Source organism: uncultured Chitinophaga sp. (genome assembly GCF_937874145.1).
Classification (GTDB): Bacteria; Bacteroidota; Bacteroidia; order Chitinophagales; family Chitinophagaceae; genus Chitinophaga.
The window spans coordinates 1-20,192 of the sequence record NZ_CALNBI010000321.1; the positions used below are offsets into that span (position 1 = coordinate 1).

Here is a 20,192-nt window from a genome sequence, read left to right on the forward strand (position 1 = left end):
CTGCAGATGTGCCTCCGCGCCGTGAGCCTTGGCACAACAGACACGCTCATCTGCCATCCCGCATCGATGACCCATTACAGCGTTCCGAAAGAACTCCGCGAAAAATACGATATCACCGACGGCCTCATCCGCATGAGCACCGGCCTCGAATCGGTGACCGACATCCTGAACGATCTCGATCAGGCCCTGGCATGAACTTCTAAAATTCAATGATGATTACAATCCGCAGAGCAGAACGAAAAGATTGTGCCCGCATGATGGAACTGGTGCGCGAACTGGCTTTATACGAAAAAGCGCCGGAACAGGTGACCGTTGCGCTGGACCACTTCGAGGAATCGGGATTCGGGGCAAACCCGGTATGGTGGGCGTTTGTAGCCGAAGAAGATGGTGTTATCGCCGGCATGGCGCTGTACTACATCCGCTACTCCACCTGGAAGGGGCAGCGCATGTACCTCGAAGATATCGTGGTAACCGGCAGCCACCGCGGCAAAGGCATCGGCAAGCTGCTGTTCGACCAGCTGCTGGTGGAAGCGCGGGAGAAGCAATTCTCCGGGATGATGTGGCAGGTGCTGGACTGGAACGAGCCCGCCATTAACTTCTACAAGAAATACAACGCCAAATTTGATCCGGAATGGCTGAACGCCAACATCGACCTTTGAGGCGTAAGGGCATAAAAAAGCGTCCCGGTACTGTGGTGCCGGGACGCTTTTCTTTTTTGTCTGCTGAGTACGATCACTGTTTCTCGAACACTAATTTCTCTGGCAGCCGGGTTCCGTTGGCAGGGAAAAATCTTCCGATGGTGAAGGATTTTCCGTCTGCCGCCATTTTAAAATAGAATTTTTGGTCGTTGTTGCGGAACAGGATGCTGTCGCCCTCGATCCGGTAAAAATACAAACCGGATAACACGGGATAGGTGGCATCCTGGGGCATTTGCCGGAACTGGAAATAGAAGCTGTTATCGGCGGGAAGGTCGGTGCTGCCGGGAGGATGATCTTTGAAGATGATGGTCTCCTTTTTCTCCGTGTTTTCCAACCAGCGCGGCCCTTCGTCCGAATTGCTTTTTTTGCAGGCCGCCAGCACCGCAAGGGCCAGGAGGCTGCATAATACGACGTATTTCCGCATAGGGAGTGATTTATACCCGTAAAACGGCCGCACCGTGTTATTAGTTACAGTTCCGTTTATTTTACCGCCAGTTCCAGGGTGTCGGACACGCCGTCTGTAGCCGCAGTTTTATCGATTTTAGCGATGAGGCCCTGCAATACTTTACCGGGGCCTACTTCGGTGAAGCGGGTGGCGCCGTCGGCCACCATGGCCTGCACGCACTGGGTCCATTTTACGGCGCCGGTGAGCTGGGTGATGAGGTTCTGTTTAATTTCCGCAGGATCGGTCACGGCTTTGGCCACCACGTTCTGGTAAACGGGGCAGTTGGGCGTGTTGAATGCGATGGATTCGATGGCTGCCTGCAGTTCGGACTGTGCGGGGGCCATAAGGGGCGAGTGGAAAGCGCCGCCTACGGCGAGTTCCATCACGCGTTTGGCACCTGCTGCCTTGAGGAGTTCCATGGCACGCGCGATACCGGTTTTGGTACCGGAAATCACCAGCTGGCCGGGACAGTTATAGTTGGCGGGCACTACGGTATCGTCAGTGATAGTGGCGCAGATTTCTTCCACTTTGGCATCGTCGAGCCCGAGAACCACGGCCATGGTAGACGGCGTGATCTCGCAGGCTTTCTGCATGGCGTTGGCGCGGATGGAAACGAGCTTCAGCGCGTCGGAGAATCCGAGGGCGCCGTTGGCCACGAGGGCGGAGAATTCGCCGAGGGAGTGGCCGGCCGTCATATCGGGACGGGCGTTTTCCAGGCAGAGGAACCCGATAACGCTGTGCAGGAACACGGCGGGCTGGGTAACTTTGGTTTGTTTGAGATCGGCTTCGGAACCTTCAAACATCACGTCGGAGATCCGGAATCCGAGCAGGTCGTTGGCTTGCCCGAAGAGATCGCGGGCTTTGGGGCTTTGTTCGTAAAAAGCCTTGCCCATACCGGTAAATTGTGCTCCCTGACCGGGAAAAACGAATGCGTGCTTCATTGATATGCTTAATTATCAGATGGCAAATATATATAAAAAATTATGGTTTAACCCAGCTTGCATATAGCCGGGTTAAACCATAGGGAAATTGAAATCAATATGGTAGCGTGCTTTTAACGGCGCCCCATCAGGTCGGACCCGATGAGTTTCATGAATTCGGCGCGGGTGGTACCGTCTTCGAACTGGCCGCTGAAAGCGGAAGTGGTGGTTACGGAGTTTTGCTTCTGCACGCCCCGCATCATCATGCAAAGGTGCTGCGCCTCGATGACAACGGCCACGCCCTGCGGGTGCAGGGTGTCCTGGATGGCGTCCAGGATCTGGTGGGTGAGGCGCTCCTGTACCTGCAGGCGGCGGCTGAAGATGTCCACCACGCGGGCGATCTTGCTCAGGCCGGTGATGAACCCGTTGGGAATATACGCCACATGCGCTTTCCCGAAGAAAGGCAGCATATGATGCTCGCACATGGAATACAGTTCGATATCCTTCACGATCACCATTTCGCTGTAAGCTTCGGTGAATTTGGCGCCGTTCAGCACTTCCTTCGCATCGAGCTGGTAGCCCTGCGTGAGATATTGCATGGCTTTGGCCACGCGCTCAGGCGTTTTCAGCAGTCCTTCCCGGTCCGGATCTTCACCCAGCAGGGAAATGCTTCCGCGGTAATGCTCTATCAATCCTTCCGTCACCTTTTCGTCGTACAGTTCTTCCTTCTTGTAAGCCATGGCTTGCAGTATTTTTTATAGGTTATTTCCCGCCGTAGTATTCCACGTAGATCTTGGAAGTTTCGTGCAGCTTGATGCAGTGCAGCTGAACGGTTCCGGGGAGATGTTTTTCGAGTTGTTCCCAGATGGCGATGGCTACGTTCTCGGCGGAGGTGAATTTATCTTTCATGAAATCCACGTCCATATTGAGGTTTTTATGGTCCATCTTCTCCACCACCACATCGTTGATCAGGACGCCTAACGTTTTGGCGTTGAATACAAAACCGGTTTCCGGATCAGGTTCTCCCTTCACGGTTACATGCAGTTCATAATTGTGCCCGTGCCAGTTGTCGTTGGCGCATTTGCCGAAAACTTCCTGGTTCTGCTCCTTGCTCCACTGCGGATTGTACAACTTGTGCGCTGCATTAAAATGCTCGACGCGCGTCAGATAAATCATTTGTGTTTGATAAATTTCTGCAAAGTTAAAGCAATTCGACGAAAACGTACCTTTATGGGATGAAACTGATCGTAGCCGCCGCCACAGAGGCGGAAATCCAGCCCACAACAGCCTGGCTGCAGGAATCGGGAAGAAAGGACGTGGAAATACTCATCACCGGCATCGGCGGCTTCAGCACCGCATACGCCCTGGGGAAGCGGCTTTCAGCCAATAAGCCCGCCCTCGTGCTGCAAGCCGGCATCGCCGGCGCCTTCAGCCGGAAAATCCCCCTGGGCCAGGCCGCCCTGGTGGAAAAAGAATACCTCGCCGACCTCGGCGCGGAAGATAACGGCCAATTCCGCGACCTCTTCCACATCGGGCTATGGAAACATGATCAGCACCCGTTTACGCATGATTATTTATTGAATCCGTTTGACAGGGTTCCTGACAGTCTTGCACACCTCCCCCGCCTCACCGGCGTTTCCGTCAACACCGTCAGCGGCGAAGCCGCCACCATCCAAAGGCTGGAACAGCAATACCAGCCCGGCCTCGAAAGCATGGAAGGCGCCGCGCTGCACTACGCCTGTTTACTGGAAAATGTCCCCTTTTTGCAATTGCGCACCGTTTCCAATTACGTGGAGCAGCGCGACAAAAGCAACTGGGACATACCCCTGGCCGTGCGCAACCTCAACGGCCTGCTGCGGCAAACGATCCTTGAATGGAATAACGAACGATAAAAAAGAAAGATATATGCAACTGAGCTTAGGATTTTCGCCCTGCCCGAACGATACCTTCATCTTCGACGCACTGGTGAATGGCAAGATGGACACGGAGGGATTGCAGTTCGACACCCGGCTGGAAGACGTGGAAACCCTCAACCAATGGGCCCTCCAGGGAAAACTGGATATCACCAAACTGAGTTTCGCCGCCGGCCTCCGCGTGGCGGACAAATACCGCCTCCTCAACAGCGGCAGCGCGCTCGGCCGGGGCTGCGGCCCGCTCCTCATCGCCCGGGAGCCTCTTTCACCCGAACAAATCGCATCCCTGAAAATCGCCATCCCCGGCGAAAACACCACCGCCAACCTCCTCTTTTCCATCGCCTACCCCGACGCGAAAAACAAGGAAATCATGGTGTTTTCGGATATCGAACAGGCGGTGATCTCCGGCAGAGCCGACGCCGGCGTCATCATCCACGAAAACCGCTTCACCTATCAACAGAAAGGCCTCGTGAAAATCACCGACCTCGGCGCCTTCTGGGAAGAAAAAACCGGCCATCCCATCCCGCTGGGCGGCATCTTCATCCGGAAAGACATCCCGGAGGCCACGGCCCGCAAAGTCGACGGCCTGATCTCCCGGAGCCTGCAGATCGCCTTTTCCAACTACCCCACGCTGGCGCCCTACGTCAAGGCGCACGCCCAGGAAATGGACGAACAGGTGATGCGGCAACATATCGAATTGTATGTCAACGACTTCAGCCTGGATTTGGGCGAAGATGGGCACAAAGCCATCGAAGTGCTGAAGCAAATGGCCATCGTATAAAAAGCAGGACGCGGTTAGTACGGTTACAGTACGGTATCCCTACTAAGTCCCTGCTGAGCGGGTACCATGTATTGGGTGTAAACCTATTTTAGGACGTGCCCCTTTTGTCATGGGCATGACAAGCCGGGCCAGCAGACAAAACAACAAGGCGCATACTCCCTCGGGAGCATGCGCCTTTGCTTATGCCGGCGGCCTTAGGGCTTCAGGGCTTTCCCGTAGACTTCCAGCGCCCGTTTCCGGGCCATTTCATGATTTACAATGGGTTGCACGTATTGAAGCCCGTCGATTTCCGGGACCCAACGGCGGATATATTTCCCTTCCTTGTCGAATTTCTGCGCCTGCAAAGTGGGGTTGAACACCCGGAAATACGGCGCCGCATCGCAGCCGGAGCCCGCCGCCCATTGCCAGCCGCCGTTGTTGGCGGCCAGGTCGTAATCCAGGAGCTTTTTGGCAAAATAAGCCTCGCCCCAGCGCCAATCGATCAGCAGGTGCTTCGTCAGAAAGCTCGCCACCACCATCCGCACGCGGTTGTGCATGAAGCCGGTTTCGTTCAGTTCGCGCATGCCCGCATCCACGATCGGGTAGCCCGTTTGCCCCTCGCACCAGGCAAAGAACTCGCGCTCATTGTTCCGCCACTGGATCTTGTCGTATTCTTTCCGGAACGATGTATGCACCACGTCCGGGAAATGCCAGAGAATCATCTGGTAAAATTCCCGCCAGATCAGCTCGTTCAAAAAAGTCTCGTTCAATTGCATGGCCCGGCGCGCCAGTTCGCGGATGCTCACCGTACCAAAACGCAGGTGTACGCTCAGCCGGCTGGTGCCGTGCAAGGCAGGATAGTCGCGGGTTTTATCGTAGTGCTTTATCAGCGCGTCTTCCGGATCAGGCGGCGGAAAATCGTGGCGGGTGGTCTCGAATCCGATATCAGGGAGCGCGGGAACAGGGCGCTCATCCTGCAGGTGGAAATGTTTAAAATACTGTTCCGTAGGATAAGATTTGAGAAAAAACGGCTCCAGCGCTGCTTTCCATTTGCGGCTGTACGGCGTGAACACCGTATAGGGCGCACCGTTATCTTTCAACACTTCCCCCTTTTCGAAAATCACCTGGTCTTTATACGTAGTAAACCCGATCCCCTGCCTGCCCAATTGCGCCGCCATGGATTCATCGCGCTGACGGGCGTAGGGCTCGTAGTCATGGTTGGCGTATACACGGGCTACCTCGTACACCTCCGTGAAATGACGGAACGCCGCGGCTGGCGTACCATAGAACACATGCATCGTGCTTCCCATCGTCAACAATTTCACCTGCATCCCGGCAAGCGCATCGTGAATGAACTGCAGCCTGCGGTCGGCGCGGTCTTCCAGGTCGTCGAGGATATCGGTATCGAAAATAAAAACGGGCACAACGGGGAACCCGCTGCGGAGCGCGTGATACAATGCCGCATGGTCGTGCAGCCGAAGGTCCCGGCGGAACCAGCAGATAACTACTTTCATATACTCGGTTTCATTCCCGGTTGCTTGAAACACGAATATACGGCGATAATCACCATACAGATTTCAACACGAAAAGGCAACGGCTATTACGGAACGATGATGCCGCTTTTCTTCGTCAGCACTTTCTTCATTTTCCGGTGCAGGCTATCGAACAGATGAATGATGTATTCGTCCGCCTGCGGCTGGAACTTCGGCTGGGCGAGGAATTCGCTGAACAACTTCGGGTTGCGGTGCAATTCTTCGATTTGGCGGAGCAGGCCGGGCATGCTACCCGGACCGTCGTAGAAAAGGATCGCGTCCTTATTCAGCACCTGCGGTTCGGGATTGTTCAACCCGCCCCAATAAATGGGAATAGTGTTGCTGCGGATGGCCTGGAACACTTTTTCGGTGACATATCCGTCCCGGTCGGTATTCTCGGGACAGATATTGAATTTATACTGCCCGATGAAGCGCGCCTTGTCGTCGTGAAACTCTTCCTGCAGGGCGTTGGTATTGTTGAGGTACCTGCCCCCGCTGTCGACCCGGTCGATGGTGCTCATGGCGTGAAAGAGGATGGTCCGCAGCTTGCCTTTATCGTGGCTGCACACCAGCGAAGCGAATTTCCTTTCGTTATCGGGGCAGTAAGTGGTCACGAATTCAGCCAATTCCTTACGGATGGAGGCCGGTGTGGAATCGGGCTCGAAGAAATATTCCAGCCAGATGGGGAAACGCTGGTATTCGTCGGTGTCGGCGTAATCGAATGCGATGGCGATATCCGCGAACTTTTTGCATTGGTCGAGGTAATCGGGGAAACGCTTCACATTTTCGCCGGTATAGAACATTTTGATATGGCTCTTGCTGAGCTTGAGCTTGCGCTTCGGCCCGAAAACAGACCCGATCAGCAGGGTGTTTTCCGGCGTTACGAGGTCGCGGAAATGGTGCATGACATAGCGGTAGTGCCACAATTCCTGCAGTTTGGTGGGATAGAAGTTCAGCACTTCGATGTTATTCTCGTCGGGGAGAAACTTGTAGTTGACATAGGGCCGGTACAGTCCGGTATAAATCAAAAGATCTCTGATGGTCATGTATATCGAAGTTGGGAAGTCTGGCTTAAAGAAATTTCATCCTGCGCTTTCGCGCGTGCAAAGATAGTTTAAAACCTGCATATGTTGCCTGTCATCCCCTACAGCATGGATTCGAACAGCAGATCATGGAGGATGGCGGAGGTGGCGTTGCCGTAGGATGTATCCCCGAACTCCCCTACCCATTTGATGCCGTAAATAGCATTGGTCAGGAAAATTTCGTCGGCTGTTTGCAGGTCGCGGATGCTGAGCGGCTGTTCGTAAATGGGAAACTGGAAGCCGGCGGTGAGCAGGTGTTTGCGCATCACGCCGCAGACGCAGCCTTCGGTGAGCGGCGGGGTGAAGATCTCGCCGTCTTTCACCACGAATACATTGGCTACGGTTGTATCCGCCACCCGGCCGTACTGGTTGAGGAGCACGGCTTCCGATACCTGGTGCTGCCGGGCGTGCATCGCGGCCAGCACGTAGGGCAGGCAGTTATTGGATTTGACGTTGCTGAGCTTGTCGGCGGATTTGATGGCGTCGGAGAAGACAGTCATCGACAGCCCGTTGCTGTTAAGCTCGAAGATGTGTTCCGGCAGTTCCCAGGACTGGATAAGGAAATGCGGGGTATGGACGACCGGGTCGTACAATCCGGTACCGGCGCGCCAGACGGTGAGGCGCACCCGTGCCAGCTCCGCAACGTTGTTGGCACGGCAGAGCTGGACGATGAGCTCGGAGAAATATTCTTTTGTGAAATGCGCCGGTATGTGAAAATGCAGGATATGCAGGCTGGCAATCAGGCGCTCGAAATGCAGATCGGCCAGCAGGAGCTGCCCACGGTACACTTTCATGGTTTCAAAACAGCCGTCGCCATACCTGAAACTACGGTTATCGACGGTGAGCAACGGTTTGTCGGCCGTCATGAATCTTCCGTTGTAACACAATTGCATCCCCTAATTTACGATTATAAAACCATTTCCGGAATATCCCCTTCCACTACCAGCCGGCCGGCGGTTTTGGCTATGATTTCTTCAACGCTCACGCCCGGCGCGCGTTCCAGCAGGCGGAAGCCATCGGGGGTAACATCGAGAACGGCTATTTCGGTCACGATTTTCCGGACGCAGCGGACGCCGGTGAGCGGCAGGGAGCATTGCGGCAGGAGCTTGCTTTCGCCTTTGGGATTGGTGTGCATCATGGCCACGATGATATTTTTGGCCGAAGCCACGAGGTCCATCGCGCCGCCCATGCCTTTCACCATTTTGCCGGGTATTTTCCAGTTGGCGATATCACCCGAGTCGGATACTTCCATGGCGCCCAGCACGGTGAGGTCTACCTTCCCGGCGCGGATCATGCCGAAGCTTTCGGCGGAGTCGAAGAAGGCGCCCCCCGGGAGGATGGTCACCGTTTCCTTGCCGGCGTTGATCAGATCGGGATCGATGGCTTCTTCCGTCGGGTAAGGCCCCATCCCCAGCATCCCGTTTTCGGACTGCAGCATGATGGAGATCCCTTGCGGAACGAAGTTGGACACAAGCGTGGGGATGCCTATCCCCAGGTTTACATACATCCCGTCGCGCAATTCCTGCGCGATGCGTTTGGCAATGCCATATTTATCGAGAGCCATAGGAGAATCAGATTTTGACGGTTTTTCTTTCGATGCGTTTTTCGTAATCGCTTCCCTGGAAGATGCGGTGAACATAAATGCCGGGCACGTGGATCCCATCCGGGTCCAGCTGGCCGGGTTCTACCAGTTCTTCCACTTCGGCGATGGTGATGTTGCCCGCCCTTGCCATGGAGGTGCTGAAGTTGCGGGTGGTTTTCCGGAATACGAGGTTCCCCATCCTATCGCCTTTCCAGGCTTTGACGATAGAAAAATCAGCGTGGAGCGCCATTTCCATGAGATAATCCTTGTCCCCGAAGCGCCGGGTTTCTTTCCCTTCCGCGATCTCGGTACCGAAGCCCGCGGGGGTGAAAAATGCCGGGATGCCCATGCCGGCCATGGCGATCCTCGTGGCGAGGGTGCCCTGGGGAATGAGATCTACTTCCAGTTCGCCCGACAACAATTGCCGTTCGAACTCGGCGTTTTCGCCCACGTAGCTCGCCATCATCTTCTTAATCTGTCTTGTTTTCAGCAACAGTCCCAGCCCGAATTCGTCTACCCCCGCGTTGTTGGAGATACACGTCAGGTTGCCGACGCCCTTGCGCACAAGGGCCGCGATACAGTTTTCCGGGATGCCGCACAGTCCGAATCCGCCGAGCATGAGGGTAGCGCCGTTGGGGATATCGGCGATAGCCTCGTCGGCGTTTGCAACGATCTTGTTCATCTTCTCTGTTTTGGTGTCTATAACGTCAGAATATATTCAGCTTCAGGCTGTCGGGCACGGGCCAGAACAGGGAATCCATGCGGGTGCGGCCTGCCTTCCTCAACTCACGCTCCATCTTTGCCTTTTCCGTGGAATCGATTACTTCGCGCTTGCGCCTTACGATATCGCCCATTTCTTTATAAATCGCCTCGAGCCTGTCGGGATGCGATTCATAGAACTGCCAGCTTTTCGTGAAGGTTTCGCGGTCCGTTTTATGTAACAGTAAAATCTGGGCGTAAAGGGTTTTGACGGCGGAGTCGCGCGTGGCCTCGTTCATGTCCGCGGGGCTGCGCCCTTCCGGCACCTGCTCGCGGGCGTAAACGTCCGCATAGTTCATATCCAGCAAAATATCGCGCATCTGATCCTTTCCCAGTACGCCGGAAGGTGTACGGTCCGCTTCTCCGCATGCTGCCAGGCAAAGGGCGATAAAAAAGACGCCTGCCGTCTTACTCCATTTCTTCATAGTCTATTTACTTCATTTGCTGGTACTTGTTGGCATTGGGCACATCGAGGACAGACAACATCTGGATGGCCCGCATCTTCTCCTGCGGCGGCGCCTTGGCGAAGAGCTTCATCAGCTCGTCGTTCTTGGCGTTGAAAAAGCTTTGCATCACCATGGAATTGGGCTGGTCTTCATGGATGCCCATGAGCATGTTCAGGCAATTCATCACCGCGGCGCGGCCCTTGTTCATATCTTCGTACATCTGGTCGAGCCCCAGGCGGTGATAGGTATACATCACATCATGGAAGCGCGCGAACTTGACGTTCAGGAGGTTATCCTGCAGCCAGTAGCGGTTCCTGTTGCCTTCGAACGCCTTCCACCCCGAAACGTCCTTGCCGTCGGGGGCGTTATTCACAATATTAAGGGCTTTTTTATAATAATTATCGCCGCCGCGGGGGGAAAAACTGTCGTAGTCGAGGCCGAGAATGATGTAGCAATAGTATGCCACAACGGCCGTGAGGTTGGATGCCAGCGGATCGTTCCCGGAAATGCGCTGCTCGTTGAATTCCAGCGGCTGGAACTCCACGTAGCGGAAAACGAGGTTATTGTCCTGTATGTTGAGGATGCTGGAATTGTAGTTGGTGTTGTAGATGGGGCGGGCAGCCTGTATGGTGAGGCTGGCGCGGTAGGTGTTGTTCCCCAGGTCCTGGGTGACGTTGAGGAGGAAGTTGCATTCTATCCGTTCGCCCTGGGTGAAGGCATCGTCGGTCCACCGGCGGCCGTTGATGAACTCATTAAGGCCGGTTTGCAGGGTGTTGAAGATGCGTTTTTCCACGTTGGTGCCCAGTTGTGCGGCCTGGACGGACACGTTGGCGCGGAATTCCTGGGCGCCGGCGACAAGGGATGCCATCAAACAGAGGCAGAAAGCGAAAAGGTGTTTAGCCATGTTGCATGTCGATTATAGCCGAAACGATTTCCCTGGCAGCTTCCTGTTTGGATTGCAGGGGGAGCTGGTTCTCCTGGCCATCGGCCCGGAGGAGGGTGATTTTGTTGGTATCGTAGTTGAACCCGGCGCCGGGGTCGTTCAGGGAATTGAGCACGACCATGTCGAGGTTTTTATCATTCAGTTTCCTGAGGGCGTATTCGCGTTCGTTATTGGTTTCGAGGGAGAAGCCGACGAGGAGCTGGTGGCTTTGCTTGGAAGCGCCGAGGGCGCGGGCGATATCGGCCGTTTTTTCCAGTTCGAGGTTCATTTCATCGTCTTTCTTCTTGATTTTCTTATCGGCGACGGAGCGCGGCCGGTAATCGGCCACGGCGGCGGCCATCACGATGATATCGGCCTGTGGGGCGAATGCGGTGCAGGCGTCGAACATTTCGGCGGCGGTCACTACTTTTTGGGTGGTGACGCCGGCGTGGCGGGTTTCTTTGGGTGTGGGGCCGAGGACCAGCTGCACGGTAGCGCCGGCTTCGGCGAGGGCTTCGGCGATGGCGATGCCCATTTTACCGCTGGAGTGATTGGAGATGAAGCGCACCGGGTCGATGGGCTCCTGGGTGGGACCGGCGGACACGAGGGCGGTTTTGCCTTTGAGGGGCTGGCCTTCGGGGCGGCCGGTGAAGAAGGTGTAGAGGTAAGAAACGATGGCTTCGGGTTCGGCCATCCTGCCTTCGCCGAAGAGGCCGCTGGCCAGTTCGCCGCGGTGGACGGGCAGCTGGCGGTGGCCGTAGCTGAGCAGTTTGGCCACGTTGGCTTTGGTGGCGGGGTGGAGCCACATGTCTTCGTCCATGGCGGGCGCGAAGAGGACGGGGCAGGTGGCGGAGAGGTAGACGGCGAGGAGGAGGTTATCGCAGATGCCGTTTGCCATTTTGGCGATGGTGTTGGCGGAGGCGGGAGCGATGAGCATGACGTCGGCCCAACGGCCGAGCATGACGTGGTTGCTCCAGCTGCCGTGTTCAGAGATGTGGACGCCGACTTCCTGTTTGGAGAGGGTGGCGAGGGTGAGGGGCGTGATGAACTCGCAGGCGGCGGGGGTCATGAGCACCTTCACCTGGGCGCCTTCTTTGACGAGGAGGCGTACGAGGAGGGCGGCTTTATAGGCGGCGATGCTGCCGGATACGCCCAGTAGGATCTTCTTACCTTGTAACATCTGGCAAAATAAAAGCGGCAGAACAACGATATTCTGCCGCTATGAAATTAGTATTTTTCACAAATACGCAACGGATCAGGAGTACAGATCGTCGTCGTTTTTGCGGAAATAAATCTTATTGTCCAGGAATTCCTGGGTTGCCTGAATAGCGGAGTTAGCCATTCTTTCGTAGAAACGGGAGATTTCGATCTGCTCTTTGTTCTCGTGCACTTCTTCCAGGTTATCCGTGTGGGAGGCGAACTCTTCCAGTTTGGAGTGGAGCTCTTCCTTCACGGTAATGTTGATCTGGTTTGCCCTTTTGGCAATAATGGCAATGGACTCGTACAGATTACCGGTTCTGTTCTTGATGTCAGTCGTGTTTTTAGTCTCAACCCAGGGGTTCAGGCTACTGGACAGACTCCGTTTTATTTTGCTCATTTTCCAGCGTTTTAATGTTATTTTTTGCTAAGGTATAATATTTTTCGGCATCCCCGCGCAATTTACTGGACGGGTAGCGGTCGTTGAACTCCAGGTATTCGTTTACGACGGTTTCGTAACGTTCTTTCTGGCGGTAGGGTACGCTGTTTTTGGCGTACTGGAAATAGGCCTTGATGGCCATGAATTTATAGTTATCGCTCTTGTCCGAGTCGGGATAAGCGCGCATGAGGCTTTTGAAGGCTACCCCGGACGCTTTGTAGTGGCCGAGGTTGTAATACAGCTCGGCGGCGTTGTAGTCTTTCGCTTCCAGTTTATGCCGGAGGTTGTCGATCACGACGGAGGCTTCGGTGGATTTGTCGGACTGCGGGTAGGTGTTGATGAAGGTTTGCATGGCTGCGATGGCCTTCATGGTGTTGGTTTGGTCGAGGGCTACCTTGGGGGAGAGTTTATAGTAGCAATAGGCTTGCTGATAGTCGATCTCCTGTGCGCGGGGGCTGCTGGGCAGTGCGTCGAGGTAGTTTTTGAAGTGGAAGGCGGCCTGGGTGTAATCCTTCAGGTAGTAGGAGCAGTAGGCGTACTTATAATACAGCGGCTCGAACTTGTCGGTGCCTTTGAATACGGGGATCATTTCCTCATATAAGGTCTGTGCCATCTGGTACTTCTTCTTCTCGTACATTTTATCGGCATACGCCAGTTTCTTGTCCAGGTCATTGCTTTTTTCAATGCGCCGGAGTTCCCTGTTGCAGGAAGCGGAAGCGAGCGTAAGGGCCACGAGGCCAGTAAATAAGAAAATTTTCCTCATAAAAAAGAATCGCAAAGGTACGAATTAAAAGCAAAATCCTGTAAGGGCATAATTCGTGGCCGTTAAAATTTTGTAAAAATGCCTTTTTCAAGGCCATAGCGGGTTTTCAACACTCAAGCCACTGTTATAAACATTTTTTCCACACCCCACTTCCGTTATCCACAAACCACCTTTCCCCACCGGGCTCTAAACCGCTACCACAGGGATATACCTCGTGTGGAAAAAATATAGAATACATTTTTTCGGTTAAAAGTGGGAAAAAGTGTTATTTTGTGTTAGAAAATGGTAATCAGGTATTAAACCGAAGCATGACGGGCTTTTTAGGTGAATATGAATCAACGCTGGACGCAAAAGGGCGCTTCCTGCTCCCTGCCGGGTTTAAACGGCAGCTGCAAGAAGATGCCGGGACCCAGTTTGTGCTGAACCGCGGCTTCGAAAAGTGCCTGACCCTGTATCCGATGAGCGAATGGAATCCTATCCAGGAAAAAATTGCCAAGTTGAACGATTTTGACCCGAAAGTTAGGGAATTCCGCCGCTATTTTCTGAACGGGGCCACCATTGTGGAACTGGATAGTGCCGGCCGCCTCAACATCCCGAAAAACCTGGCGGCGCATGCCGGGCTCGATAAAGACATCGTGCTCGCCGCGGCCAACAACAAGATCGAGATCTGGGACAAGGCCAAATACCAGGAGTTCTTTGATAATTTTTCACCGGAAGCCTTCAGCAATTTGGCCCAACAGGTCATGTCGCCCGACGGAAGCAATATCCCCGGACTGTAAAAACGGCAAGCATGGAAGCAGGTTTCTATCATCAGCCGGTCCTTCTCCAGGAAGTGATCGAACACATGCAGATCAAGCCCGACGGCCTGTATATTGACGCCACTTTCGGCGGCGGCGGCCATTCCCGGGCCATCCTGCAGCAGCTGGGCCCGCAGGGGCGGCTCATCGTGTTCGACCAGGACGAAGACGCCTACCGCAACCGGATACCGGACGAGCGGGTGACTTTCGTCCGCGAGAACTTCCGCCACCTGGAACGCTTTTGCAGGCTGCATAAAGCCTCCGGGGCCGATGGAATACTTGCCGACCTCGGGGTCTCCAGCTACCAGTTCGACACGGCCGAACGGGGGTTTTCCACCCGGTTCGACGGCGCGCTGGACATGCGGATGGACAACCGGGCAAAGCTCACCGCCGCGGACGTGCTCACCACCTATTCCGAATCACGGCTGTTGAGCATCTTCCAGGACTACGGCGAAGTGACCAACTCCCGCACATTGGCCAAAACCATCGTGCAGCTGAGAAAGGCCCATCCCCTCCGTACGATCGCGGAGTTCAAGTCGCTGATCCAGCCCATCGTCAAAGGCAATCCCGCCAAATACCTCGCGCAGGTCTTCCAGGCGCTGCGGATCGAGGTGAACGACGAGCTGGGGGCGCTGAAAGACCTGCTGCAGCAATCCACGGCGGTACTGAAACTGGGGGGACGATTGTCGGTTATCACCTTCCATTCGCTGGAAGACAGGCTGGTGAAGAACTTTATGAAGAACGGCAGTTTTGAGACGGTGGATGAAAATCCGTATTCCTTCGAAACCCCGCCGAAAGTGTTCCGCCTGGTAACGAAGAAGCCGGTTACGGCTGCCGATGCGGAACTGAAGGAAAACCCCAGGAGCCGGAGCGCTAAACTGCGGGTCGCAGAAAAGATATAATAAGTTACTTCCATCCTATCCCCTTTTACCGAAAACATTGGTCAGCAACATTCAATCGCTAAACACGTAAAGGTTTGCAGGAAGAAGTAAAAGACATATCAGCGGAAATACCGCAGGAGAGCACCCCGGAAACGCCCCGGAGGGAATGGCGGTTGCGGATCAACTATCGCATGATCACCGACAACCTCCCCTTTATCCTCTTCCTCGCCGTAGTGGCATTGGTGTATATCGCCAATAATCACCTCGCCGAGAAGAAGATCATCCGGATCAACCGGCTGAGCCGCGAGATCAAGGAGCTGAAATGGGAATACCTGAGCGTGAAAAGCGAATTGATGTTCAGAAGCAAACTCAGCGAAGTAAGCAAGGCCGTGGAACCCCTCGGCCTCAAAGAACTCAGCACCCCGCCCCAACGGATCGTTCCGAAGGAGCAAAACAACAACGAGCAATAGGATTTCACACCGATACTGATTCTAACCCGGCAAATGGAGATTAAAAAAGACATATTATGGCGGTCGTATCTATGCCTCATCGGCATGGGCATCTTCGCGGTCGCCATCGTCGGAAGAGTGGTTTTCCTCCAGCAGGTGGAAGGCAACTACTGGCGCAATATGTCCGACAGCCTCCACACCGCCTATATGGACCTCGACGCCGACCGCGGCACCATCTACTCCGAAGAAGGCCGCATGCTCTCCACCTCCATTCCTTACTTCGACATCCGTATCGACTTCAAGGCCGACGGCCTCCGCGATAAAAAGAAGAACTACTTCAAGGAAAACGTGGACTCCCTCTCCCGCGCGCTCGCCAACCTGTTCATGGACCGCTCCCCCGCCGAGTATATAAAGATATTGCAGGAAGGATACAAGGATAAAGACCGTTACTTCCTCCTCAAGCGCGACATCCGCTTCGACCAGTACCAGCAGCTCCGGGCCTTCCCGCTCTTCCGCCTCGGGCGCAACAAGGGAGGCCTGATCGTGGAGACGAAGAACAAGCGGATCAACCCCTTCAAGCTCCTCGCCAACCGCACCATCGGCCTGGCCCGCACCAACTCCCAGAACGTAGGCCTCGAGAACACCTACGACGAATGGCTGAGCGGCGTCACCGGGAAGCGCCTCATGCGCAGGATCGCCGGAGGAACGTACATGCCCGTGGAAGGATACGACATCGAGCCGGAAAACGGGAAAGACGTGATCACCACCCTCGACGTGAACATGCAGGACATCGTGGAAACCGCCCTGATGCGCATGATGGTCCAGAACGAATGCGTGCACGGCACCGCCATCCTCATGGAAGTGAAAACCGGCAAGCTCAAGGCCATCGCCAACCTGGGCCGCCAGCCCGACGGCAGCTATTGGGAAGATATGAACCACGCCATCCAGAAAGGCGAGCCCGGCTCCACTTTCAAACTGGCCACCATGATCGCCCTGCTGGAAGACGGATACATCACGCCCAACACCATGGTGGACCTGAACTACGGCCGCTGGCCCATCAACCGCCGGGTGGTATATGATTCCGAACCGCACCATCTCACCAACGTAACCGTCAAACATGCGTTCGAGCGCAGCTCCAACGTAGCGATGGCCAAACTGGTGTATCAATATTACCAGAAGAAACCAAACGAATTCTCGGCCCATCTCCGTAAGCTCGGTCTGGACGCCCCCACCGGCGTCGACCTCGTAGGCGAAGGCAAACCGATGATCAAGACCACGGCCAACAAAAGCTGGAGCGCCACCACCCTGCCGTGGATGGCTTTCGGGTATGAAGTGACGCAAACGCCCCTTCACACCGCCATGTTGTACAACGCCGTGGCCAACGGGGGCAAAATGATGAAGCCTTACCTGGTGAACAGCATTCAGGAATACGGGCAACCAGTGAAAAACTTCGGGCCCACGGTGATGATGGACAGCATCTGCTCCTCCCGCACCCTGGCCGCGCTGAAAGATATGCTGGAAGGCGTAGTGCTGAAGGGCACCGCCACCAAGCTGCAGACGCCTTACTACCGCTTTGCCGGCAAAACCGGTACGGCGCTGATCGCGAATGGCAAGCGTGGATATGCCGACAAAATCTACCAGTCGTCGTTCGCGGGCTACTTCCCGGCCGACGATCCGCAATACACCTGCGTGGTGGTGATCCGGAACAAGCCCCATGCCGCCAAGTTCTACGGCGGTTCTGTAGCGGGCCCCGTGTTCCGCGAAGTGGCGGACAAACTGTACGCCCTCGCGGTGAAAAAGCCCCGCAACCTGGCGGGCGCCATCGGCGGACTGGATTCGTCCATGGCCATGAAAGGTGGGAAAGGGAGTGAATGGAGAAGCGTAGCCGCCACGCTGGGACTGCCTTACAACGGTCCTCTCACCAGCAGCAACTGGGTGAGCGCCGACGTGAAAGGGAACAAACTGGCCTTCGAGCCGGTGAAACAACAAAACGGCACCGTTCCGGATGTAAAAGGAATGGGGTTGAAAGATGCGCTCTACCTGCTGGAAAACGCAGGGCTGCGCGTAGTGATCCGCGGAGCGGGAAAAGTGACGGCACAGTCGCTCCCCGGCGGAACCAACATAGGAAAAGAACAAACGATCATAATAGAACTGAGTTGATGCCGATATGAAGACGTTGCGGGACATATTATACCAGGTTCAGATCCTGGACGTACATGGCAATAACGACATTGCCATTCATGCGTTACATATAGACTCGCGCCAGGTGAAAGCCGGCGACGTGTTCATCGCCATCCGCGGAGTGGCGGCCGACGGCCATGCCTATATCTCCAAAGCGGTGGCGCAGGGCGCTGCCGCCGTGGTTTGTGAAGCGCTGCCCGAAGTAACCGCCCCCGACGTGTGTTACGTGCTGGTTGGCAGCAGCCACCAGGCCGCGGGCATCATGGCAGGCAACTTCTACGACAATCCCTCGCGGAAGCTGAAGCTTGTGGGCGTTACGGGCACGAACGGCAAAACCACCGTAGCCACGCTCCTGTTCCGTTTGTACACCGCGATGGGGCATCATTGCGGCCTGCTGTCGACCGTACAGAACCAGATCGGCGAGCGCATCGTTCCGGCTACCCATACCACGCCCGATCCCATCCACCTCAACGCCCTGCTGGCGGAAATGGTGAACGAAGGCTGTGATTATGCTTTCATGGAAGTGAGCTCCCACGCCATCCACCAGCAACGCATTGCAGGACTGCAGTTCGCCGGCGGCATTTTTACGAATATCACCCACGATCATCTTGACTACCACAAGACGTTCGACGAATATATCCGTGTGAAGAAATCGTTCTTCGACAACCTTCCCGCCTCCGCCTTCGCCCTCACGAACCTGGACGACAAGCGGGGCAACGTGATGCTGCAGAACACGAAGGCCCGCAAAGCCACGTACAGCCTGCGCACCATGGCCGAATTCAAAGGGAAGATACTCGAGAACAACCTCACCGGGCTGGTGATGCAGATCGGCGCAAAAGACGTGCACTTCCGCCTCATCGGCGAATTCAACGCCTACAACCTGCTGGCCGTGTTCGGCGCGGCGGTGTTGCTGGGTGATGATAAAGACACCGTGCTGGCGGCGCTCAGCAACCTGCAGGGTGCGGAAGGGCGGTTCGATTACATCGTTTCGAAAAACGAGCGCATCATCGGGATCGTGGACTACGCCCATACGCCCGACGCGCTCCTCAACGTGCTCGCCACCATCAAAAACCTCCGCCAGGGCCATGAGCAAATCATAACCGTGGTGGGTTGCGGCGGCGACCGCGATACCACCAAGCGCCCGGTCATGGGGGAAGTAGCGGCCGAACATTCGGACAAGGCCATTTTCACCAGCGACAACCCGCGTTCGGAAGACGCCGCGGCCATCATCCGCGAAATGGAAGCCGGCGTGAATGTGACCCAGCGCAAGAAAACGCTGTCGATCACCGACCGCCACGAAGCCATCAAAACGGCCGTGAGCCTCGCGAAGCCGGAGGATATCATCCTCATCGCGGGCAAAGGGCATGAAAAATACCAGGAGATCCATGGTGTAAAGCATCCGTTCGACGACAAGCAGGTGCTCCGGGAATTGCTGGAAATGTTTGACAAATAGAAGATCACGATTATCATATGTTATATTATCTGTTCACTTACCTTAAAAACGAGTTCAACTACACCGGTACCGGCATGTGGCAATTCATCACATTCCGTGTGACCATGGCGTTGTTGCTCTCGCTCGTGATCTCGCTGCTGCTGGGTAAGCGCATCGTGAGATACCTGCAGCGCAAGCAGATCGGCGAAACCATCCGCGACCTTGGGCTGGCAGGCGAACAGACAAAGAAAGGCACCCCTACCATGGGCGGCCTGATCATCCTTTCCGCCATCGTGATCCCCACTCTGCTGTTTGCCAGGGTTATGAACGTTTATATCCTCCTGATCCTGCTTTGCACCATCTGGCTGGGGCTGATCGGGTTTATCGACGATTATATCAAGGTATTCAAGAAGAATAAAGAAGGGTTGGCGGGAAGATTCAAGATTCTCGGCCAGGTGGGCCTCGGGCTGATCGTAGGCACTACCCTGTATTTCAATGAGAATGTGGTGATGAGCCGCGAGATCATGGACGGAAAGAAGCTGGCTCCCAACGAAAAAGTGGTGAGCAATGAGCGCGTAACGTCCGAAGGGCAACGTTTCGTGGACGTAAAGACGCCCATCACCACCATCCCCTTCGTAAAAAACCATGAGTTCAACTATGCCAAACTGATCTCCTGGATCCCCGGCGGCGAGAAGTTCACTTTTGTCATCTACATCCTCATAGTGATCATTATTATCACGGCGGTGTCGAACGGGGCGAACATTACCGACGGGCTGGATGGGCTGGCGGCTGGAGAATCGGCTATTGCCGGTTGTACCCTGGGAATCGTTACTCTTTTAAATGGACAGACAGTAGCGGCAGTTATGGCGTTTATTCTAGTAGCTTCTACTATAGGGTTTTTACCGTATAATTTTTATCCGGCACGCACTTTTATGGGGGACTGCGGCTCAAATTTACTGGGTTTTGTGCTGGGTTGTCTGGCAATTCTAGGTCT

24 protein-coding genes are annotated in these 20,192 nt (G+C 55.1%); 10 read left to right on the forward strand and 14 right to left on the reverse strand.

The window, feature by feature from the left end; genetic code table 11:
• Both Q0510_RS15450 and Q0510_RS15455 read left to right on the forward strand, forming a co-directional pair.
• A partial coding sequence (locus Q0510_RS15450; RefSeq protein ID WP_298713644.1) for a PLP-dependent transferase occupies positions 1-195 on the forward strand: 195 nt, incomplete at its 5' end.
• 59 nt (positions 196-254) lie between these two features.
• Entirely contained in the window at positions 255-659 is a 405-nt protein-coding gene (locus tag Q0510_RS15455) for a GNAT family N-acetyltransferase (protein ID WP_298713647.1), read from the forward strand.
• A gap of 73 nt (positions 660-732) precedes the next feature.
• On the opposite strand, the gene Q0510_RS15460 is transcribed toward Q0510_RS15455, so the two are convergent.
• From Q0510_RS15460 to Q0510_RS15475, 4 genes are all read right to left on the reverse strand, one after another.
• Entirely contained in the window at positions 733-1,122 is a 390-nt protein-coding gene (locus Q0510_RS15460) for a hypothetical protein (protein ID WP_298713650.1), read from the reverse strand.
• A 56-nt stretch (positions 1,123-1,178) separates the two neighbouring features.
• Positions 1,179-2,084, reverse strand: a complete 906-nt coding sequence (fabD, locus tag Q0510_RS15465; protein WP_298713653.1) for an ACP S-malonyltransferase — start codon at positions 2,082-2,084, stop codon at positions 1,179-1,181.
• Positions 2,085-2,197: 113 nt separating this feature from the next.
• Complete coding sequence (folE, locus tag Q0510_RS15470; RefSeq protein WP_298713655.1) at positions 2,198-2,803, reverse strand: GTP cyclohydrolase I FolE; 606 nt, start codon at positions 2,801-2,803, stop codon at positions 2,198-2,200.
• Between the two features lie 22 nt (positions 2,804-2,825).
• A complete protein-coding gene (locus tag Q0510_RS15475) occupies positions 2,826-3,239 on the reverse strand; it encodes a 6-carboxytetrahydropterin synthase (protein WP_298713658.1) in 414 nt (137 codons plus the stop codon).
• Positions 3,240-3,298: 59 nt separating this feature from the next.
• Here Q0510_RS15475 and mqnB point away from each other — a divergent pair, with 59 nt between their 5' ends.
• Positions 3,299-3,955 carry a futalosine hydrolase gene (mqnB, locus tag Q0510_RS15480; protein ID WP_298713661.1) on the forward strand — a complete coding sequence of 219 codons (657 nt, stop codon included), beginning with the start codon at positions 3,299-3,301 and terminating at the stop codon, positions 3,953-3,955.
• A gap of 13 nt (positions 3,956-3,968) precedes the next feature.
• Positions 3,969-4,757, forward strand: a complete 789-nt coding sequence (locus Q0510_RS15485; protein ID WP_298713663.1) for a 1,4-dihydroxy-6-naphthoate synthase — start codon at positions 3,969-3,971, stop codon at positions 4,755-4,757.
• Between the two features lie 194 nt (positions 4,758-4,951).
• Here Q0510_RS15485 and Q0510_RS15490 read toward each other — a convergent pair whose 3' ends face one another.
• The 10 genes from Q0510_RS15490 to bamD form a co-directional block, all read right to left on the reverse strand.
• Complete coding sequence (locus Q0510_RS15490) at positions 4,952-6,250, reverse strand: deoxyribodipyrimidine photo-lyase (RefSeq protein ID WP_298713665.1); 1,299 nt, start codon at positions 6,248-6,250, stop codon at positions 4,952-4,954.
• A gap of 86 nt (positions 6,251-6,336) precedes the next feature.
• Positions 6,337-7,314 carry a glycosyltransferase family 10 gene (locus Q0510_RS15495; protein WP_298713668.1) on the reverse strand — a complete coding sequence of 326 codons (978 nt, stop codon included), beginning with the start codon at positions 7,312-7,314 and terminating at the stop codon, positions 6,337-6,339.
• A 98-nt stretch (positions 7,315-7,412) separates the two neighbouring features.
• Positions 7,413-8,216: an aminotransferase class IV gene (locus tag Q0510_RS15500; protein ID WP_298713671.1), complete on the reverse strand. Its 804-nt coding sequence runs from the start codon at positions 8,214-8,216 to the stop codon at positions 7,413-7,415.
• A gap of 41 nt (positions 8,217-8,257) precedes the next feature.
• Positions 8,258-8,914 (reverse strand): 3-oxoacid CoA-transferase subunit B, encoded by a 657-nt coding sequence (locus tag Q0510_RS15505; protein WP_298713674.1) that lies wholly within the window; start codon positions 8,912-8,914, stop codon positions 8,258-8,260.
• A 7-nt stretch (positions 8,915-8,921) separates the two neighbouring features.
• Positions 8,922-9,614, reverse strand: a complete 693-nt coding sequence (locus Q0510_RS15510; protein ID WP_298713677.1) for a CoA transferase subunit A — start codon at positions 9,612-9,614, stop codon at positions 8,922-8,924.
• A 25-nt stretch (positions 9,615-9,639) separates the two neighbouring features.
• On the reverse strand, positions 9,640-10,116 hold the full coding sequence (locus Q0510_RS15515; RefSeq protein WP_298713680.1) for a DUF4296 domain-containing protein: 477 nt from the start codon (positions 10,114-10,116) through the stop codon (positions 9,640-9,642).
• 7 nt (positions 10,117-10,123) lie between these two features.
• A complete protein-coding gene (locus Q0510_RS15520) occupies positions 10,124-11,041 on the reverse strand; it encodes a DUF4835 family protein (protein WP_298713682.1) in 918 nt (305 codons plus the stop codon).
• Complete coding sequence (gene coaBC, locus Q0510_RS15525; protein WP_298713685.1) at positions 11,034-12,239, reverse strand: bifunctional phosphopantothenoylcysteine decarboxylase/phosphopantothenate--cysteine ligase CoaBC; 1,206 nt, start codon at positions 12,237-12,239, stop codon at positions 11,034-11,036. Before coaBC ends, Q0510_RS15520 begins: the two co-directional genes overlap by 8 nt.
• Before the next feature lie 75 nt (positions 12,240-12,314).
• On the reverse strand, positions 12,315-12,656 hold the full coding sequence (locus tag Q0510_RS15530) for a DNA-directed RNA polymerase subunit omega (RefSeq protein WP_126247713.1): 342 nt from the start codon (positions 12,654-12,656) through the stop codon (positions 12,315-12,317).
• Positions 12,625-13,458, reverse strand: coding sequence for an outer membrane protein assembly factor BamD (gene bamD, locus Q0510_RS15535; protein WP_298713689.1), 834 nt, complete (start codon positions 13,456-13,458; stop codon positions 12,625-12,627). The genes Q0510_RS15530 and bamD overlap by 32 nt, the downstream gene beginning before the upstream one ends.
• A 308-nt stretch (positions 13,459-13,766) precedes the next feature.
• Here bamD and mraZ point away from each other — a divergent pair, with 308 nt between their 5' ends.
• The 6 genes from mraZ to Q0510_RS15565 all read left to right on the forward strand — a co-directional run.
• Positions 13,767-14,237, forward strand: coding sequence for a division/cell wall cluster transcriptional repressor MraZ (mraZ, locus tag Q0510_RS15540; protein ID WP_298713692.1), 471 nt, complete (start codon positions 13,767-13,769; stop codon positions 14,235-14,237).
• Positions 14,238-14,248: 11 nt separating this feature from the next.
• Positions 14,249-15,157 (forward strand): 16S rRNA (cytosine(1402)-N(4))-methyltransferase RsmH, encoded by a 909-nt coding sequence (gene rsmH / locus Q0510_RS15545; protein WP_298713694.1) that lies wholly within the window; start codon positions 14,249-14,251, stop codon positions 15,155-15,157.
• Between the two features lie 74 nt (positions 15,158-15,231).
• Positions 15,232-15,606: an FtsL-like putative cell division protein gene (locus Q0510_RS15550; protein ID WP_298713696.1), complete on the forward strand. Its 375-nt coding sequence runs from the start codon at positions 15,232-15,234 to the stop codon at positions 15,604-15,606.
• A gap of 33 nt (positions 15,607-15,639) precedes the next feature.
• A complete protein-coding gene (locus Q0510_RS15555; RefSeq protein WP_298713698.1) occupies positions 15,640-17,745 on the forward strand; it encodes a penicillin-binding protein in 2,106 nt (701 codons plus the stop codon).
• Positions 17,746-17,752: 7 nt separating this feature from the next.
• Positions 17,753-19,219, forward strand: a complete 1,467-nt coding sequence (locus Q0510_RS15560; protein ID WP_298713701.1) for a UDP-N-acetylmuramoyl-L-alanyl-D-glutamate--2,6-diaminopimelate ligase — start codon at positions 17,753-17,755, stop codon at positions 19,217-19,219.
• Between the two features lie 17 nt (positions 19,220-19,236).
• Positions 19,237-20,192 (forward strand): phospho-N-acetylmuramoyl-pentapeptide-transferase (locus Q0510_RS15565; RefSeq protein ID WP_298713703.1); only part of this gene is annotated, 956 nt, incomplete at its 3' end.

Excerpts from the sequence above, each read along its gene's own strand:
- Q0510_RS15455 (WP_298713647.1), top strand. The coding sequence starts at position 255 with ATGATGGAACTGGTGCGCGAACTGGCTTTATACGAAAAAGCGCCGGAA.
- Q0510_RS15460 (WP_298713650.1), bottom strand. The coding sequence starts at position 1,122 with ATGCGGAAATACGTCGTATTATGCAGCCTCCTGGCCCTTGCGGTGCTG.
- fabD (WP_298713653.1), bottom strand. The coding sequence starts at position 2,084 with ATGAAGCACGCATTCGTTTTTCCCGGTCAGGGAGCACAATTTACCGGT.
- folE (WP_298713655.1), bottom strand. The coding sequence starts at position 2,803 with ATGGCTTACAAGAAGGAAGAACTGTACGACGAAAAGGTGACGGAAGGA.
- Q0510_RS15475 (WP_298713658.1), bottom strand. The coding sequence starts at position 3,239 with ATGATTTATCTGACGCGCGTCGAGCATTTTAATGCAGCGCACAAGTTG.
- mqnB (WP_298713661.1), top strand. The coding sequence starts at position 3,299 with ATGAAACTGATCGTAGCCGCCGCCACAGAGGCGGAAATCCAGCCCACA.
- Q0510_RS15485 (WP_298713663.1), top strand. The coding sequence starts at position 3,969 with ATGCAACTGAGCTTAGGATTTTCGCCCTGCCCGAACGATACCTTCATC.
- Q0510_RS15490 (WP_298713665.1), bottom strand. The coding sequence starts at position 6,250 with ATGAAAGTAGTTATCTGCTGGTTCCGCCGGGACCTTCGGCTGCACGAC.
- Q0510_RS15495 (WP_298713668.1), bottom strand. The coding sequence starts at position 7,314 with ATGACCATCAGAGATCTTTTGATTTATACCGGACTGTACCGGCCCTAT.
- Q0510_RS15500 (WP_298713671.1), bottom strand. The coding sequence starts at position 8,216 with ATGACGGCCGACAAACCGTTGCTCACCGTCGATAACCGTAGTTTCAGG.
- Q0510_RS15505 (WP_298713674.1), bottom strand. The coding sequence starts at position 8,914 with ATGGCTCTCGATAAATATGGCATTGCCAAACGCATCGCGCAGGAATTG.
- Q0510_RS15510 (WP_298713677.1), bottom strand. The coding sequence starts at position 9,614 with ATGAACAAGATCGTTGCAAACGCCGACGAGGCTATCGCCGATATCCCC.
- Q0510_RS15515 (WP_298713680.1), bottom strand. The coding sequence starts at position 10,116 with ATGAAGAAATGGAGTAAGACGGCAGGCGTCTTTTTTATCGCCCTTTGC.
- Q0510_RS15520 (WP_298713682.1), bottom strand. The coding sequence starts at position 11,041 with ATGGCTAAACACCTTTTCGCTTTCTGCCTCTGTTTGATGGCATCCCTT.
- coaBC (WP_298713685.1), bottom strand. The coding sequence starts at position 12,239 with ATGTTACAAGGTAAGAAGATCCTACTGGGCGTATCCGGCAGCATCGCC.
- Q0510_RS15530 (WP_126247713.1), bottom strand. The coding sequence starts at position 12,656 with ATGAGCAAAATAAAACGGAGTCTGTCCAGTAGCCTGAACCCCTGGGTT.
- bamD (WP_298713689.1), bottom strand. The coding sequence starts at position 13,458 with ATGAGGAAAATTTTCTTATTTACTGGCCTCGTGGCCCTTACGCTCGCT.
- mraZ (WP_298713692.1), top strand. The coding sequence starts at position 13,767 with ATGACGGGCTTTTTAGGTGAATATGAATCAACGCTGGACGCAAAAGGG.
- rsmH (WP_298713694.1), top strand. The coding sequence starts at position 14,249 with ATGGAAGCAGGTTTCTATCATCAGCCGGTCCTTCTCCAGGAAGTGATC.
- Q0510_RS15555 (WP_298713698.1), top strand. The coding sequence starts at position 15,640 with ATGGAGATTAAAAAAGACATATTATGGCGGTCGTATCTATGCCTCATC.
- Q0510_RS15560 (WP_298713701.1), top strand. The coding sequence starts at position 17,753 with ATGAAGACGTTGCGGGACATATTATACCAGGTTCAGATCCTGGACGTA.